The following is a 16,879-nucleotide window of genomic DNA, read 5'->3' on the forward strand; positions in this document are numbered from 1 at the left end:
ATTATGGGTAAAATTTTAAGGAATCTCATTTTTAGTTTTCATCAGATCGCTGTCCGCAATAATTGTGGTTGAATATTAGCCACCGAACACATTGACAATATAATTCATCCTCGAGATTCTTTAATTCGATATCGCTAAAGTTATATTTTACGGTGTAAATTATGGTTTTATTGATGCATTTGACATCTTTTACTTTTTTATCAATTTGGTGAAATTTGCAAAACTCTGCCAATTCAGCATCGTTGTAGTGGCTTGTAAATTCTTCTTGGACCGTTGCAATTCCGTTAGCAATATTTACTGTTGTTTTTACGTTTTTTTCTTCAGATAACACATTTAGCTGGATTTTATCATCTTTAAGAAGAACCTTACAGGATGAAACGTCATGATCGAATCCACATCCTGATATATTTTTATCTGTTAATAACACTGGGAATATGGCTTGTTCTAAAGAATCTTTTGCGGCCTTAAGTTTCAAATTTTCTGGTCTATTTCTGCAATTGTGTGATTCATATTCTTTATCAAAAGCTTGAAAAGCTGAATCTAAATTTAGATTGTCATTGTCAGACTCGGTTTCTGCATACGAGAACGACCAGCACGCCGCGAGGATTGCAATAACGATTATAGGTAAAATTTTAAGGAGTTCCATGTTATCCCAATTTTTTAATTTTCACCATTACCGAAATAACATTGTGAACGTGTATTATCCATACGCCAGGCGTCGCAAGCTTCTTTGTCGAGTTCATTAGCAAGGATTTTTAAATCGTTATCGCTAAAATTATTTTTTTTGGTAAACGTTATTGTATTTTCAATGCATTCAACATGCTCTATTTTGGGGTCTTCTTTGTGATAACTACAGATTCTATCAAAAAGCTCTTTTTGTGAATAGTTGATTTTTTCTTGTATTGTTGCGAGACCTTTCGTTATTGTCACAGAAATTGTCACCACACTTCCAGCAGATGACGCGTTTAATTGGAGCTTATTGTCTTTATATAAAACTTCGCACGCTGAAATCAAAAAAGTGCCACCGCAACTTTCTTGAAAATAGACATAAGCACCTTGATGCAGTGCATGATATAAGGAAGATAATAACGAATATTCCGCTATTCTGAAATTCAATAGTGAATCTTTTAGAAGTTCATCATAATTCCAACAGAAAAGACTCCCCCACATAATACAAGTATCGCCGAAATCGATATGATCGTCTAAAGTTAAAGTATCCCATGCTATAGGAAGTACTATTGTGCTAGAACTAGAGCTGAAACTCGAACTACTTTCTGGAATAAGCTCCGTTACTGAACTCGAACAGATCTCCCCCGCCGACGAGACGTGTTCTTCAAGCAGGCTTTCGGACTGCGGCACGGTTGATTTGCACGCCGCGAGGAGCGCTATGGCGATTATGGGTAAAATTTTAAGATGTCTCATGTTTTAATATTACAGATTTGTGCAAGAAAAGCCTACGTAGAAATTTTTACGGTAGAAAAATATACAAAAAGTAGTTTCACACTCTGTAAATAAAAAGCCTTTCTTACAATTCTTGTAAATCTTTCAATTGAGGAATCTTTCTACCCTACACTGCCCCGCAACCCGCATAGAATAAGGGATTGCGAGCTTTTTTATGTGTTGGAAAAATTTTTGGCACGCATTTTGCAAATACGAGTGCGAACAAAAAGAAACCTCAAAAAAAGGATACCAACATGAAGCTCGTCACAGCTTACATTCAACCTGAAAAGCTCAATAGCGTAAAGCAATCGCTATATGAGAACAAGATCTACAAGATGTCTGTCACTAACGTTCTTGGTTGCGGCCAGCAGAAGGGTTACAATCAACGTTTCCGTGGCGTTGTTACTGAAGTTAATTTGCTCAAGAAAATTTGTCTGAAGATTGCTGTGAATGATGAATTCGTACAGCCTTGCATTGATGCCATCATCAAGGGCGCTCGTACGGGTGAAATCGGCGATGGAAAGATTTTCGTCACGTCGCTTGAACAGTGTGTTCGCATCCGCACGGGTGAAACTGGACCGGAAGCGATTGGATAATTCGGAATCAGGAATTCAGAATTAGAAACTAAAATTTTCAAAAAGGATTTATACAAATGAACGAAGTAGCAACAGTCGCAACCGTCAACGACGCCATCTTTATGACGGAAAACATTTGGATCATGATCAGCGCCATGTTGGTGTTCATCATGGGTCTCGGATTTGCATGTGTCGAAGCAGGCCTTGTGCGTGCTAAGTGCTCTGCAAACGTCGCTTTCAAAAACATCGCTGTGCCGGCAATCGGTATCACGATGTATGCCTTGCTTGGCTTTGGCCTTATGTACCCGGGCACTTTCAACGGAATTCTCGGTTTCGCAGGCTTCGGCATTGGCGATTGGGCAAATCCGGCAAACTTCACCGCAGCCTACAACGGACACTTTACGTTGTTCACAGACTGGCTGTTCCAGGCAATGTTTGCAGCAACCGCCGCAACGATCGTGTCTGGTGCCGTTGCTGAACGTGTGAAGCTCAACTCCTTCCTCGTTTTCACCATCGCCTACGTGGCTCTCGTCTACCCGGTTGTCGGTAGCTGGACATGGGGCGGCGGCTGGCTCTCCACCTTTGGTGCTCACGGTTTCCATGACCTCGCCGGTTCTACCCTCGTCCACTCTGTGGGTGGTTGGGCAGCTCTCGCTGGCGTCATGATTCTCGGACCGCGTATCGGTAAGTATGTCGGTGGCAAGGTTCACGCTATCCCGGCTCACAACATTCCGCTCGCAACAATCGGTGTGTTCATGCTCTGGTTCGGTTGGTGGGGATTCAACGCCGGTTCTGCTCTCAACGGTGACCCGAAGGCTACTAGCTGGATTCTCGTGACCACGAACCTCGCTGCTGTCGCAGGCATTATCACTGCAACGCTCACAAGCTGGATCGTTTCCAAGAAGCCGGACGCCACCATGGCTCTCAACGGATGCCTTGCTGGTCTCGTCGCTATCACCGCTGGTGCAGACGTCGTGACCCCGCTTTCTTCCTGGATTATCGGTGCTATCGCTGGTGTGCTCGTCGTCGGTGCAGTCTTCATGTTCGACCGCTTGCACTTGGATGACCCGGTCGGCGCTCTCTCTGTTCACCTCGTCAACGGTGTCTGGGGAACGCTCGCTGTCGGTATCTTCGATATCACCGGTGACTACACGCTCGGCACTCAGGCTGTTGGCGTCCTCGCCTACGCTGTCCCGTGCTTCGCTGCAGCAAGCCTCATCTTCTTCATCATCAAGAAGACCATGGGCCTCCGCGTTACAGAAAAGCAAGAACTTCGCGGCCTTGACCAAGCTGAACACGGTCAAGAAGCTTACAGCGGATTCCAAATCTTCAGCAACATGTAATTTAGCACTTAGTTATTAGTCAATAGTCATTAGTTAAAAAAACTTACTGAAGTTTCCAAGTCTTAAACTAACGACCAACAACCAATAACTAACAACTACAAAAAGTATCTCTGTTGACTAAAGTACCCCGGAACGAATGTTCCGGGGTTTTACGTTTGTGCGTGGCGACTATTTTTCGATTTTGTGCTACAAAAAAAGCCGCACGAGGCGGCTTGGAAATGTTCGTTTGGTGAATTCCGCGCGACTCAGAGATTCTCGATTTCTTTGAGCCAGTCCGCAGAAGATGCATCGCTGGGCATTCGCCAGTCGGCTCGCGGAGAGAGCGAAATCGTTCCGACCTTTGGACCATCCGGGATGCAACTGCGCTTGAATTGCTGCGCAAAAAAACGCTTCAGGAAAAGCTTGAGAACGCGAACGAGTTCTTCACGCGGGTATTTCGCTTCAATTGCGGAGCCATCCTCGCCCACTTTAGCCCCAAAAGCTTTCTCGGCCAAGTAAAGCAATTTACGTGGTTCTGCACCATATTTTGTAAAATGATACAGATAAAAATCGTGGATTTCATAAGCCCCGAGAATGGACTCCGTTTTTTGGGCGATTTGTCCGTTGCTATCGGCGGGCAAAAGCTCTGGTGAAACAGGCGTATCCAAAATGTCGCGGAGAACATCGGCGAGGGCTTTCGCGGAATCCAGGGAATTTGCCGCACTCACCCCCATCAATTCCTGCACATGATCAGCGTACCATGCGACAACGTGACGCACGAGCGTCTTGGGAATATCGCAGTTCACGGCATACATGGACATGTGATCGGCGTTATACGTGCTCCAGCCAAGAGCGATTTCGGAAAGGTCGCCCGTTCCAACGACAATGCCGCCTTCTTTATTTGCCAAGTTCATCAAAATCTTGGTACGTTCGCGAGCCTGTACGTTTTCGTACGTCACGTCAAGCTTTGCAGCATCGTGACCGATGTCTTTGAAATGCTGCAAGCAAGAGGGCTTGATATCAATTGTTCGAAGTTCAACGCCCAAGAGTTCCGCCATCGCAACAGCATTGTTCTTTGTGCGTTTGGTCGTGCCGAATCCAGGCATTGTAATCACGAGAATTTCGTTTAGCGGGCGATTCAGCAATTTGAATGTTTCGACAACGACAAGCAATGCAAGCGTTGAATCTAGACCGCCACTGAGCCCGAGAACTGCACGCTTGGCATACGAAGATTCCAGACGTTTCGCAAACCCTGCGCATTGGATGTTGAAAATCTCGCGGCAGTTGGAATCACGATGTGCAATGTCGCTTGGAACAAAAGGCGTTGGCGCAATGTAGCGGTATTTAAGACCTTCCGTGGGCTTTTCAGAATCATTCGCAACAACGGGAAGTGATGCAAAATTTGCGGCCTTTGCAAAATATTCTGTGGAATCGAAATCTTGGAAGCTGCCCTCGCTTAAGCGCTGGGCATTCAAACGCTGTACATCGATATCGGCAAAAACGATTTCACTTTTGCGACTGTAATTCTTGCGTTCGGCGAGCATGGAACCGTTTTCGGCAATCATCAAATGGCCGCTAAAGACCATGTCGGTCGTGGATTCGTGAACGCCGGCAGATGCATAAACGTACGCCGCCATGCAGCGCGCAGACTGATTCATCACGAGATTGCGACGGTAATCGCCCTTCCCCACGAGCGCATCGCTTGCGGACAAATTTAAAACCACATTAGCGCCAGCCAAAGCGAGTTCACCGCTAGGCGGTGCCGCTGTCCACAAGTCTTCGCAAAGTTCCACGCCAATGCGTATTTCTTCGCTACCGTTTACCGTAAAGAAGTTTGTTATCGGAACCTCGCCCAAGCCATCAAACGAATACGTGAGTGGAGTTTTCCCATAACCGCCAATTTTAGCACTGTTTGTGCTTAGCAAATCGCGACCGCTATTGAAATGGCGTTTTTCGTAAAATTCACGCTGGTTCGGTAGGTGAATCTTTGGTGTAATGCCAATAATCTTTCCGCGTTGCAAAAGGGTCGCGCAATTATAGAGCTTACCGAACATTCGGAGCGGGAGCCCCACAGCGACAATCATGTCGGAATCGTCAAATGCCTTTGCAATTTTCAAAAGCGATGCAAACGATTTCTTCAGCAAAAGCTCTTGATGGAACAAATCACTACAGGTGTAACCCGTAATGCAGAGTTCAGGGAAAACGACAACTGCGGCCTCTTCGTTTTTGGCGAGGAGACCGCAGCGTATGATTTCATCAGTATTGAATTCCGTATCCGCAACTTTCAAAGTTGGGCACACAGAAGCGATTCTGTAAAAACCGAACATTTTATTTTGTAATCAATCCTAGTTTATTCATTCGATAATTCATCATTCGCGGAGAGATGCCAAGTTCACGACCCGCTGCCGAAATATTACCGTCGTTGCGCTTGATAGCTTCTGTGATCAATTCCTTTTCGTAATTGCACATCATCACGTCAAGCGGAGCGTGATCGGTAATAATCTTTCCGGTACCCGTGCTTAAGCTAGTCTGCAATGAAGGCGGAAGATTGTAGCTATGGATGCAATCGTCTGTTGCCGTAAGCACGGCGCGTTCAATGCAGTTTTCAAGTTCACGGACGTTACCCGGCCAATGATAACTCATCAAAAGATTAATTGCTGTTGTGGACAAGCGAACAATCTTTTTGCCGTACCTGAGATTCATCTTTTCAATGAAATGCTCGGCAAGCAAAATAATGTCGCTCTGGCGCTTTGCCAAATCCGGCATCGCAATCGGGAAAATATTCAAGCGGTAGAACAAGTCTTCGCGGAAGAGCTTCTTTTCCATGAGTTCTTCGAGGTTACGGCTTGTGGCCGCCAAGAAGCGAACATCGGAATGGAGTTCTTCGTTGCTGCCGACTCGGCTGAATGTGCGTTCTTGCAAAAAGCGCAACAGCTTGACCTGAGTCTGCATTGTTAAATCGCCAATTTCGTCGAGGAAGAGCGTTCCGCCATCGGCAATTTCTGCACGACCCTTGCGCATGTTGATAGCACCTGTGAATGCGCCTTTTTCGTGACCGAAAAGTTCACTTTCCACAAGGTTTTCTGGGAGGGCTGCGCAGTTGAGCGTTACAAACGGCTTGTCTTTACGAGAAGAAAGCTGCACGATTGCGCGAGCAATCATCTCTTTACCCGTACCGCTACCACCGCGAATAAGCACGGTCGCATCCGACGGAGCGACTTGACGCACTTGTTCGTACACAATCTGCATTTCGCGGCAGTTGCCAACAAGTTCACTCGGCTTACCGCTGAGCATGTCGCGCAGCTTCTGGTTCTCGTCAATCAAGGACTGGCGTTCCACAAGCATTGTCTGGCATTCGCTAGCGGCATCACCCGTGATGTTGGCGATGATTTCCAAAAGTGCGACATCGCGGTCCAGATCCGTCGTCACATTGACAGGGCGGTCTACAGAAAGCGTTCCGATAATTTGTTCATCGTGAATCAGCGGAACGCAGATAAATGCGACCTGGCTATCGTAATTGCGAGCGCCTGTGCGGTTCAAGAATCGAGAATCCTTGCGCAAGTCGGGAATCACGTGGCTGCGGCCTGTTTCTGCCACATGTCCAGTGATGCCCTCGCCCACCTGATATTGGCCCAGGCGCTTTTTCTTTTCATCAAGTCCATGCGATGCTTCAATTTTCAAGGTATTACCGAACAGCAAAGTAAACGTGCCGTTCAGCATACCCATGTCGGTATCCAAAATGGTGAGCACATTATCCAAGAGCTTTTCAACGTTTCTCTCGTGGATGATGATTGTACTGATCTTTTGAACGACCGCGATTTCTGGACCTATTGGTTGTTTCATAATTTGTAAAATAGTAAATGATTGTTATATACTAAAGGGCTTTGACCAATAACTAATGACTTCGTTTTACAACTTTTCCCTAATGCGCTTGAGGGCAACTGCAGTCTGATCTGGGTCGCCAAAAGCGGTCAGGCGGAAATAGCCTTCACCGCACGGGCCAAAACCACTACCCGGCGTGCCGACAACTTCGCACGTGGCAAGCAAGCGGTCAAAGAAGTCAAACGATTTTTCGCCTTCCGGCAATTTCCACCAAATGTAAGGAGCGTGTTCGCCACCGAAAACGGTATAACCGCATTCCGTCAATTCCTTACGGATTCTTGCAGCTGTATCCATATAACCGCTGATGACGGCCTTTGTCTGTTCCCAGCCTTCCGGTGTGTAAATAGCTTCTGCAGCGCGCTGTGTCACGTAGCTTACGCCGTTGAACTTAGTGCACTGACGGCGGTTCCACATGGCACGGAGCTTTTCAAGTTCGTGCGGGACAATTGTGTATGCACAACGAACGCCCGTGAATCCGGCGGTCTTACTGAAGCTGCGGAATTCAATGGCGCAAGTGCGAGCGCCCGGAATTTCGTAAATGGAGTGCGGGAGCTTTTCGTCGCGGATGTAGCAGTTGTATGCACCATCGAACAAAATAATTGCACCTGTTTCGTTGGCGTAATCCACAAACTTCTGGAGCGTTTCTCGAGTGAGCACCGTACCGGTCGGGTTATTCGGGCTGCAAAGGTAAATCAACTGGACTGGATTCTTCGGCAAGTCCGGCTGGAAGTTGTTTTCTGCCGTTGAGGCGAGATAAGTCACTTCGGAGAAATGACCATCGTCCTGAAGAACACCCGTACGACCAGCCATCACGTTGCTATCGAGATACACAGGGTAAACCGGGTCCGGGATTGCAATTTTGGCGTCAGCTGAGAAGAGTTCCTGGATATTTGCAACATCGCACTTGGAACCATCGCTCACGAACACGTCGTTCGGATCCATTTCAATGCCGCGCGGAGTGTATTCACCACGGATAATGGCTTCGCGGAGGAAATCATAACCTTGTTCTGGACCGTAACCGCGGAACGTCCACTTGACTCCCATTTCGTTCACGGCCTTGTGCATGGCTTCGATCACAGCGGGGATAATCGGAGAAGTCACATCGCCAATGCCCAAGCGGATGATGTCTGCATTTTCGTGGGTGCCTTGGTATTCCTTGATTTTCTTGGCAATCGTTGAAAAAAGGTAACTGCCAGGAAGACGATCGTAGTACGGATTGATGATTGAATTGTTCATTTTTAGTATTCGTTTTAGGTAATAGGTTTTACGAGCTCTCTCGTCTAAACGATTTAGATTTCGCCCTTAAAGACTTCTTTTGCGGGGCCGGTCATAAAGACGGGGCCGCCTTCTTCGTGCTTGATGTGAAGCGTACCGCCATCCAAGACAACGTCTGCTTCGAGACCGATGCGACCCGTGCGCTGGGCGGCAACAAGCGTTGCGCAGCTTCCGGTGCCACAAGCCATCGTCACGCCACAACCGCGTTCCCAGACGCGCATGCGAATCGTATTTTCGTTGATCACTTGTGCAAATTCGATGTTGCAACGGTCAGGGAAAATCTTGTCTACTTCGAGGATGCTTCCCCAGTTTTCAAGCTGGATTTTTTCGATGTCGTCTACGAAGATAACGGTATGCGGGTTGCCCATAGAAACTGTTACGCCCGTAAAATCAAAAGTGTCTGCCGTAAGCTTGATGGTTCCCAAGAATTCGCGCGGGAGGCCCATATTTACACAAACACGGCCATCCGGCAGAACGGATGGCTTTACAAGACCGCTTTTGGTGTGCAAAATAAAATTGCTATCATCGCTAAGACCGCGACTTTGGATAAACTTCGCAACACAACGCGTGGCGTTTCCGCACATGGCGGCTTCGGAACCGTCTGCGTTGAAGATGCGCATTTCAAATTCGTTACTTTTTACATTTTCGTTTATCGGAGTTACGACGACTACCCCATCAGCGCCAATGCCAAAGCGTCTATCGCAAAGTTCAATTACACGCTGTTCCAGAGCCTTGCCCGGAGTCATGTCGAAAGACTCACCAGGTTCGACAAGAACGAAGTCGTTGCCAAGACCAGTCCATTTTGAAAATTTTAAAGACATAAAATGTAATCCTTTTTACGCTATTCGCGCTCTATAGGCAAAAATCGTGCCACTTTTACAATTTCAGTAAAAGCGCTGATTTTGAAGTAATTTCGAGGATTTTGAAAATTAAGAGATTTTCAGGAAATGAAATATTTTACAAAACGTGTAAAAACAAGAAAAGAGTTTTACAAAAATTGTAAAACTCTTGAGTTTCAGGAACGGAGATGTATTACTTGAGTCGGTTTACGACCTGCTTGGCGCTTGCCATGGCGCGAACCACAAGCGAAGCTCCGTTAGCACAGTCACCGACCGCGTAAATGTTACGTGCAGGGTCCGGGATGATTGCCGTACGTGGCGTAAGTTTCAATCCCAAGTCGTTCACGAGGCCTTCAGCCGGAACGCCTGTGAAGCCCATGGCGAGCACGACCAAATCAGCTTCGATGATTTCCGTAGAATTCGGAACTTCATTCGGCTTGAGCGGCTTGCCGAGCGGAGACATATCCCATTCGACACGGACAGCTTCGACACCAGCCACATGACCGTCCTTGACAATAAACTGCTTAGACGAAACATTCCAGCGACGTTCGCCGCCTTCGTGGTGTGCGTAGCTTGTGCGCAGCAAGTACGGCCAATCCGGCCACGGCGTAGAGGGTGAACGAGTCTCTGGCGGCTTTGGCATGAATTCCACCTGGAGAACACTCTTGCATCCTTCACGAATTGCTTTACCCACGCAGTCGTTACCCGTATCGCCACCGCCAATGATCAAGACTTTTTTGCCCTTGGCATTGTACTTTTCCGGATCTTTGCAATCAGGCATTTCGGCACCGTGCAAGTAATCGAGAGCGAGGTAAATGCCTTCGGCTTCACGGCCCGGAATTTTCAAGTCACGAGCGTTCGGCGTACCAATAGCGAGGAACGTGTAATCGAAATTGCGGTGGATGTATTCAGCAGAAATATCCTTGCCGATTTCGGTATTGCAAATAAACTTGATGCCAGCAGCTTCGAGGAGTGCCACGCGGCGGTCAATCACCTGCTTTTCGAGTTTCCAGTTCGGAATGCCGTAACGCAGGAGTCCACCCGGCTTTTCGTGCTTTTCGTAAACCGTCACGGCAAAGCCTTTGCGACGGAGCGCTTCGGCGGCAAACAAGCCTGCAGGGCCAGCGCCAATCACGGCGGCAGTCTTTCCGTTCGGTTCAGCCGTCGGGAGGCTCACCCAGCCTTCATCGAAGGCTGTTTCGATCATGAACTTTTCGACCTGACGGACCATCACAGCATCGTCATTCAAGTTACGTGTGCAGCAAGATTCGCAAAGAGCCGGGCAAACACGTCCCGTGAATTCCGGGAAGAATGCCGTCTTGCTAATGATATCGTACCCCTTGCGGATATCGCCTGCGGCAACCGCTTCGTTAAATTCCGGAACGAGGTTTCCAAGCGGGCAACCTGCGCCGTGGCAGAAAGGTACGCCGCAATTTGAGCAGCGACCTGCCTGAGCCACAATTTCAACGGCAGTCAGCGGGCGTTCAACTTCTTTTACGTCCTTGACACGTTCATCAACCGGACGGTAAACATCTTGTATTCTCTGTACTGTTTCCATTATATCCTCCGTACCGGTTTACTTCTGAGTGTGCATAGCTAAAGCGTGACGGTATTCAACCGGGAATACCTTTACAAATTTCGGACGGGCATCATTCCAGTCTTCGAGAATGCGCTTGCCTTTTGCAGAACCAGTAGCTTCGACGTGCTGCTTGATGATGTCGAGGAGTTCCTTTTCGCTTTCCGTACCCGGAAGCACGCTTTCAAGGTCCACAGAATCCACATTGCAGCTCAAGTCAAAGTGACCCGTTTCGTCGTAGACGTAAGCGAGACCACCCGTCATACCGGCAGCGAAGTTCACTCCCACGCGACCGAGCACGACCACGCGACCACCCGTCATGTATTCGCAACCATGGTCACCCACGCCTTCAGAGACGAGGAGCATACCGGAGTTACGGATACCGAAGCGTTCGCCAGCGAGACCGTTGATGAACACCTTACCGCTCGTGCCACCGTAGCCGATGACGTTACCAGCGATGACGTTGTCTTCGGCCTTGAACGTTGCGTTGTGCGGCGGGCGAACGATGATCTTACCACCGCTGAGTCCCTTTGCCATAAAGTCGTTGACTTCACCTTCGAGGTCAAGAGTAATACCCGGAGCGAGGAATGCACCGAAGCTCTGGCCGGCAACACCCTGCAAATGAATCTTGATCGTATCTTCCGGGAGACCCTTTGCACCGTAGAAGTCATCCACGTAGCCAGAAGTTTCTGTACCGACCGTACGGTCCGTGTTGTGGATCATAGCGCAAAGTTCCACCGATTTGCCTTCCTTGAAGGAATCCTGCACGAACGGGAGAATTTCGCGGCGGTCAAAGTTGACGAGTTCTTCGGGTTCATAATTTTCGTCGTAAGACTTGCAGCCTTCAACAGTCTGGAAGACCTTGCTGAAGTCGAGGTGCTTTGCCTTGTAGAATTCGATAGCGTTGTTCACGTCAAGCAAGTCGCTACGGCCGCAGGCTTCATGGAGGCTCTTGAGACCGAGGCTTGCGAGGATTTCGCGGACTTCATCAGCAATGAAGAACAAGAAGTTCTTGACGTATTCCGGCTTGCCCTTGAAGTGCTTGCGGAGTTCCGGATCCTGCGTGGCAAGGCCCATCGGGCACTGGTTCGTATGGCAGCGGCGGTCCATAATGCAGCCGAGCGATACGAGCAAGTTCGTGGCAAAGCCAAATTCTTCGGCACCGAGGAGAGCGCCAATCACAACGTCACGACCGGTCTTGAGCTGACCATCGACCTGGAGCTTCACGCGGCCACGGAGATTGTTCAAAACGAGAGTCTGTTCAGCTTCGGCAATACCAAGTTCCCACGGGAGACCGGCATGCTTAATGGAAGTGAGCGGAGATGCGCCCGTACCGCCATCGTGACCAGAGATGAGAACGACGTTTGCGTGAGCCTTGGCAACACCGGCTGCAATCGTACCGACACCGACTTCGGACACGAGCTTCACAGAAACACGAGCCTTCGGGTTGGAGTTGTGCAAGTCGTAAATGAGCTGAGCCAAGTCTTCGATGGAGTAAATATCGTGGTGCGGCGGCGGAGAAATGAGCGACACATTCGGGATAGAGTGACGCACGCGAGCCACAAATTCGTTCACCTTGCGAGCTGGGAGCTGACCACCTTCACCCGGCTTTGCACCCTGAGCCATCTTGATTTGCAAATCCTTAGCGTGACGGAGATAGTCAATTGTCACACCGAAACGACCAGAAGCGATCTGGCGAATAGCAGAGCTGCGGATTTCACCGTTCGGCCCCGGAGTATTGCGATCCGGGTCTTCACCACCTTCACCGCAGTTGCTCATGGCACCCACGCTGTTCATAGCGATAGCGATAGTTTCGTGAGCTTCCGGGCTCAAGGAGCCAAGGCTCATAGCGCCAGCGACAAAGTGCTTGACGATGCTTTCACGAGATTCGACTTCGGAAATGTCAATCGGAGTCGTTTCTTTGAACTTGAATAGACCACGGAGCGTTGCGAGGCGTTCGGACTGATCGTCAATGAGCTTGGAGTAAGCCTTGAACTTTTCGTAATCGCCCATCTGCACCGCCTGGCGGAATGCAGCGATAGACTGCGGAGTCCACAAGTGGCGTTCGCCTTCGCTGCGATAGCGGTACTGACCGCCTTCCTTGAGAACGCTGCTAGCGTCGGCAAGGGCGATATGGCAACGAGCGTCGATTTCCTGAGCGATTTCCTTGAGGCCGATACCTTCGATGCGGCTTGCCGTACCCGGAAGGTACTTGTCGATGAATTCGCGGTTAAGGCCGACGGCTTCAAAGATTTGTGCGCTGCGGTAGCTACGGAGCGTAGAAATACCCATCTTGGACATGATCTTGAGGAGACCCTTGTCGACTGCCTTGATGTAGTTAGCGGCGGCAGTGACCGGATCCACGTCGAGCTCGCCCGTATGGCAAAGGTTCGAAATACTCTCGAGAGCGAGGTACGGGTTGATCACTGTTGCGCCGTAACCAAGGAGAAGGGCGAAGTGCATGACTTCGCGGACTTCACCAGATTGCACAATCAAACCGATTTCTGGACGGACACCGGCTTCAACGAGCGAACGGTTTACGCAAGCGGTTGCCAAGAGCGACGGCATCGGCACATAGCCCCAATCCACGTTCTTATCGGAAAGGACGATGATGTTGAAGCCATCCTGCACAGCGCGGATAGCGTCACCAGCGAGCTTCTGCAAAGCTTCTTCGAGAACTTCGCCATTGCCGCCAATCGGGAACTGCATCTTGAGCACCTTGGCGGTAAAGCTCTTGTCGCCGATGTTTTCGAAACGGCGGATTTCGTCTTCGGTCACGACCGGGCGCGGAATCTTGATGAGGTGAGCCTGTTCCGGAGTTTCTTCGAGAATGTTGCCGTGGTTACCGATGTAGGTCGTAAGGCTCATCACGAGTTCTTCACGAATCGGGTCAATCGGCGGGTTCGTCACCTGGGCAAACAACTGCTTGAAGTAGTTGAACAGCGGCTGCGGCTTGTCAGAAAGCACGGCGAGAGCGGCGTCGTTGCCCATGGAGCCGAGCGGTTCTGCGCCCGTCTTTGCCATCGGCTGCAAAATTACGCTCAAGTCTTCGGCAGAGTAACCAAAACGCTTCTGCTGGATAAGCAAATCGGCAGGAACGTCAGACGGATTGATTTCGCTGAAGAGGCCGCGAACGCTCATCTTGTTTTCGGCAACCCAGCGGCGGTACGGCTTGCTGCGGGCGACGAGAGCCTTCATTTCCGCATTCTTCAAGATGCGGTGGTTTTCAATATCGAGGTAAATGATTTCACCCGGTTTTAAACGACCCTTTTCTTCAACCTGGTCGTCGTCGATGTCGAGCACACCCGTTTCGGATGCCATGACAAACAAACCGTCTTTGCATAAAGTGTAACGTGCCGGACGAAGACCGTTGCGGTCCAAAATGGCACCAGCGTTCACGCCGTCGGAGAATGCGACAGCTGCCGGACCATCCCACGGTTCCATCAACATGGATTCGTATTCGAAGAAACCACGCACATCGCGGCCGAGGTAATGCTTTGCACCCCAAGCCTGCGGCATCATCATGAGCATCGCATGCGGGAGGCTACGGCCAGCGGCCACCAAAAGTTCAAACATGTTGTCGAGGCTAGCGGAGTCGCTTTGGCCTGCGGCAATCAGCGGCAAGCACTTCTGCAAATCTTCGCCAATGCGGTCGCTCTTGAGGTACGGTTCACGAGCCTTGAGGCTGTTCAGGTTACCGCGGAGCGTATTGATTTCGCCGTTGTGAGCGAGGTAGCGGAACGGATGGGCCAGGGGCCAAGTCGGGAACGTGTTGGTCGAATAACGCTGGTGGACAAGTGCGATAGCACTTTCGAAATCGTTATCCTTCAAATCCTTGTAAAAGCCTTCGATCTGTGTGGCTAGCAAGAGGCCTTTATAGACAATCGTCTTGGAGCTGCAAGAGCAGATGTAGAGGTTCTTGACAGACTTTTCGATCAAGCGGCGGAGCACAAACAGCTTGATTTCGAATGCTTCGTTCGATTCGAACTTAGAGCCGTCAAAAATGTACTGACGGATGTGCGGGAGCGTTTCGCGAGCCGTGTGACCGATAGCGGACGGGTCCACCGGAACTTCACGAATCTTGACGACCGGAGCACCTTCGGCAGCAGCGAGCTTTTCAATTTCTGCATCGGCAGAATCGGCAGCCACCGTATTTTCGACAAAGATCATTGCCACGCCGTAACGGCTCGGAAGATCGTTGTAGATCTTGTGGAAGAACTTGTGCGGCATCGAAAGCAAAAGGCCGGCACCATCACCCGTTTCCGGGTCGCCACCTGTTGCACCACGATGGAGGAGGCGTTTTAAGACGGTGATACCCTGGACAACAATCTGGTGAGAAGCAATATTATTTATATTGGCGACCAAGCCGACGCCGCAGGCGTCATGTTCGTTGGCTGGATCATAAAGAGCTTGTGCTTGCATAGAAATCCTTTTTAGTTTTTGCGCCCTATATGCAAAAACTGTGCCAACTCGCGACAAGATGCGTAAAGCCCGCTTCAATTCATGAAAAAGCGGTTAAAAATGTAAAAGAAAGAAATTTCTGAACAGAATCTCTAAAATTTGATACAAACGCGGTTTACAGTTTTTGAAATTAAATTTTGAATTTTTACAAAATACGTAAATCTAAATTTGATGAATTTGCTCTTATTAGACTTCTTTGAATGCTGTGTTGTGATTTTCGGATTCTTTGTTTTGCAATTTTATTGTTTCCGTATAGAAAGGCGTTTTTTAAAGGATCTTTGGAGTTGTCGACTTGACTTTTACATTTCTAGCTAAAAGATTATCGTACATAAAGACCGTGTTTTCGCAAAAAACGCCTTCAGAATTATAAAGTAGTAAAAATTTAAGTTTTATAAAGGATTTGTAGACAAAAATTGGAAAATGAGGGCTGTTTAAAAATTTTAAATTTGGCGCCATGATTAATTTTATCAAGTCTATTTACTCCGGTTTGTGCATAGGGCTCGGCGGAACGGTTTACCTTTCTTGCGACAATAAGATCCTCGGATCGTTCTTGTTCGGGCTCGGACTTTTTACGATTTTGAATTTCGGATTCAACCTTTTTACGGGTAAGGTCGGCTATTTCGTCAACAATAAGATTAATTATTGGGGCTTTTTGGGAATTGTCTGGCTCGGGAATTTTATCGGGACGTTCGTTTTCGCAAAATTGATGGCGGCGACTCGCTATGGTGCGGCACTTCAAGCGAAAGCAAATGCTCTTTGCGTTATCAAGGACGGCGATGGTTTTGCTAGTTTGCTCGTGCTCGGGATTTTCTGCGGGATGCTCATGTTCATTGCAGCGGACGGCTACAAGACTGTTGAAAACCAGGTCGGGAAAGTATTTATCGTGTTCCTCCCAGTGATGGTCTTTATCTTGAGCGGTTTCGAGCACTGCATTGCCGACATGTTCTATTTTTCGCTTGCAGGCGATTTCTCAATGACGATGCTCAAGGCGCTTGTCGCGATTACGATTGGCAATTCCATTGGCGGTGGGCTCATCCCGCTTATGCAAAAGCTGAACGCCAAGTCCGCGAAAGCGTAAATAAGCGAATTTATACCCTTTTTACAATGGGTGCCTTGCCAAAAAATCTATGTAACTTACATTTCTTTTGCGTTTCTGAGTAATGCGCTGTGGCATCCAAAAATTTGGATGTCTTTTTTAATTTAAGGAGATAAGCGCATGAAAGATGCATCACAAAACGACATTAAAAATATAAAGATGCCATTTACAAAAATAATCAATGACGAATAATCAAAAATTGATTATATTATGTATAATGTGACCGTAACAAAACGGGCTCAGAAAAATGCAATGACTATGCCTAAAGCTGTACAAAATAAGTTTAAGGCTCTTCTGCAATCATTGAAAGTTTCTGGTCCAATTCAACCACTATTTTGGCATTACTCAAAACTTGGAAACGAGACATACCATTGTCATCTCGCTTTAAATTGGGTAGCATGCTGGACTTGTAA

The 16,879-nt window shown here is 48.5% G+C and carries 11 protein-coding genes; 3 read left to right on the forward strand and 8 right to left on the reverse strand.

Annotated features, from left to right (window positions below; translation table 11 throughout):
* Nucleotides 1–31: 31 nt before the first annotated feature.
* A complete protein-coding gene (locus B7991_RS04090) occupies nucleotides 32–646 on the reverse strand; it encodes a hypothetical protein (protein WP_088629713.1) in 615 nt (204 codons plus the stop codon).
* Nucleotides 647–660: 14 nt separating this feature from the next.
* Nucleotides 661–1,359, reverse strand: a complete 699-nt coding sequence (locus B7991_RS04095) for a hypothetical protein (RefSeq protein ID WP_217898037.1) — start codon at nucleotides 1,357–1,359, stop codon at nucleotides 661–663.
* Nucleotides 1,360–1,694: 335 nt separating this feature from the next.
* Between B7991_RS04095 and B7991_RS04100 the strand changes: the two genes are divergently transcribed.
* Both B7991_RS04100 and B7991_RS04105 read left to right on the forward strand, forming a co-directional pair.
* On the forward strand, nucleotides 1,695–2,036 hold the full coding sequence (locus B7991_RS04100) for a P-II family nitrogen regulator (RefSeq protein WP_088629766.1): 342 nt from the start codon (nucleotides 1,695–1,697) through the stop codon (nucleotides 2,034–2,036).
* 56 nt (nucleotides 2,037–2,092) lie between these two features.
* A complete protein-coding gene (locus tag B7991_RS04105; protein WP_014546485.1) occupies nucleotides 2,093–3,358 on the forward strand; it encodes an ammonium transporter in 1,266 nt (421 codons plus the stop codon).
* Between the two features lie 245 nt (nucleotides 3,359–3,603).
* Here the strand turns inward: B7991_RS04105 and B7991_RS04110 are convergent, their stop codons facing one another.
* The 6 genes from B7991_RS04110 to gltB form a co-directional block, all read right to left on the reverse strand.
* Entirely contained in the window at nucleotides 3,604–5,664 is a 2,061-nt protein-coding gene (locus B7991_RS04110) for an NAD(+) synthase (RefSeq protein ID WP_088629715.1), read from the reverse strand.
* 1 nt (nucleotide 5,665) lies between these two features.
* Nucleotides 5,666–7,180, reverse strand: a complete 1,515-nt coding sequence (locus tag B7991_RS04115) for a sigma 54-interacting transcriptional regulator (RefSeq protein ID WP_088629716.1) — start codon at nucleotides 7,178–7,180, stop codon at nucleotides 5,666–5,668.
* A 66-nt stretch (nucleotides 7,181–7,246) separates the two neighbouring features.
* Nucleotides 7,247–8,455 carry an LL-diaminopimelate aminotransferase gene (locus tag B7991_RS04120; protein WP_085490364.1) on the reverse strand — a complete coding sequence of 403 codons (1,209 nt, stop codon included), beginning with the start codon at nucleotides 8,453–8,455 and terminating at the stop codon, nucleotides 7,247–7,249.
* 53 nt (nucleotides 8,456–8,508) lie between these two features.
* Nucleotides 8,509–9,315, reverse strand: coding sequence for a diaminopimelate epimerase (gene dapF / locus B7991_RS04125; RefSeq protein ID WP_088629717.1), 807 nt, complete (start codon nucleotides 9,313–9,315; stop codon nucleotides 8,509–8,511).
* Between the two features lie 211 nt (nucleotides 9,316–9,526).
* Nucleotides 9,527–10,891: a glutamate synthase subunit beta gene (locus B7991_RS04130; RefSeq protein ID WP_088629718.1), complete on the reverse strand. Its 1,365-nt coding sequence runs from the start codon at nucleotides 10,889–10,891 to the stop codon at nucleotides 9,527–9,529.
* 18 nt (nucleotides 10,892–10,909) lie between these two features.
* Nucleotides 10,910–15,331 carry a glutamate synthase large subunit gene (gene gltB, locus B7991_RS04135; protein WP_088629719.1) on the reverse strand — a complete coding sequence of 1,474 codons (4,422 nt, stop codon included), beginning with the start codon at nucleotides 15,329–15,331 and terminating at the stop codon, nucleotides 10,910–10,912.
* A 493-nt stretch (nucleotides 15,332–15,824) separates the two neighbouring features.
* Between gltB and B7991_RS04140 the strand changes: the two genes are divergently transcribed.
* Nucleotides 15,825–16,448 carry a formate/nitrite transporter family protein gene (locus B7991_RS04140; protein ID WP_085490369.1) on the forward strand — a complete coding sequence of 208 codons (624 nt, stop codon included), beginning with the start codon at nucleotides 15,825–15,827 and terminating at the stop codon, nucleotides 16,446–16,448.
* Nucleotides 16,449–16,879: the final 431 nt, after the last annotated feature.

Source organism: Fibrobacter sp. UWB3 (genome assembly GCF_002210405.1).
Taxonomy (GTDB): domain Bacteria; phylum Fibrobacterota; class Fibrobacteria; order Fibrobacterales; family Fibrobacteraceae; genus Fibrobacter.

What these genes read in the sequence shown, in the direction of transcription:
- B7991_RS04090 (WP_088629713.1), bottom strand. Translation starts at nt 646, where the DNA reads ATGGAACTCCTTAAAATTTTACCTATAATCGTTATTGCAATCCTCGCG.
- B7991_RS04100 (WP_088629766.1), top strand. Translation starts at nt 1,695, where the DNA reads ATGAAGCTCGTCACAGCTTACATTCAACCTGAAAAGCTCAATAGCGTA.
- B7991_RS04105 (WP_014546485.1), top strand. Translation starts at nt 2,093, where the DNA reads ATGAACGAAGTAGCAACAGTCGCAACCGTCAACGACGCCATCTTTATG.
- B7991_RS04110 (WP_088629715.1), bottom strand. Translation starts at nt 5,664, where the DNA reads ATGTTCGGTTTTTACAGAATCGCTTCTGTGTGCCCAACTTTGAAAGTT.
- B7991_RS04115 (WP_088629716.1), bottom strand. Translation starts at nt 7,180, where the DNA reads ATGAAACAACCAATAGGTCCAGAAATCGCGGTCGTTCAAAAGATCAGT.
- B7991_RS04120 (WP_085490364.1), bottom strand. Translation starts at nt 8,455, where the DNA reads ATGAACAATTCAATCATCAATCCGTACTACGATCGTCTTCCTGGCAGT.
- dapF (WP_088629717.1), bottom strand. Translation starts at nt 9,315, where the DNA reads ATGTCTTTAAAATTTTCAAAATGGACTGGTCTTGGCAACGACTTCGTT.
- B7991_RS04130 (WP_088629718.1), bottom strand. Translation starts at nt 10,891, where the DNA reads ATGGAAACAGTACAGAGAATACAAGATGTTTACCGTCCGGTTGATGAA.
- gltB (WP_088629719.1), bottom strand. Translation starts at nt 15,331, where the DNA reads ATGCAAGCACAAGCTCTTTATGATCCAGCCAACGAACATGACGCCTGC.
- B7991_RS04140 (WP_085490369.1), top strand. Translation starts at nt 15,825, where the DNA reads ATGATTAATTTTATCAAGTCTATTTACTCCGGTTTGTGCATAGGGCTC.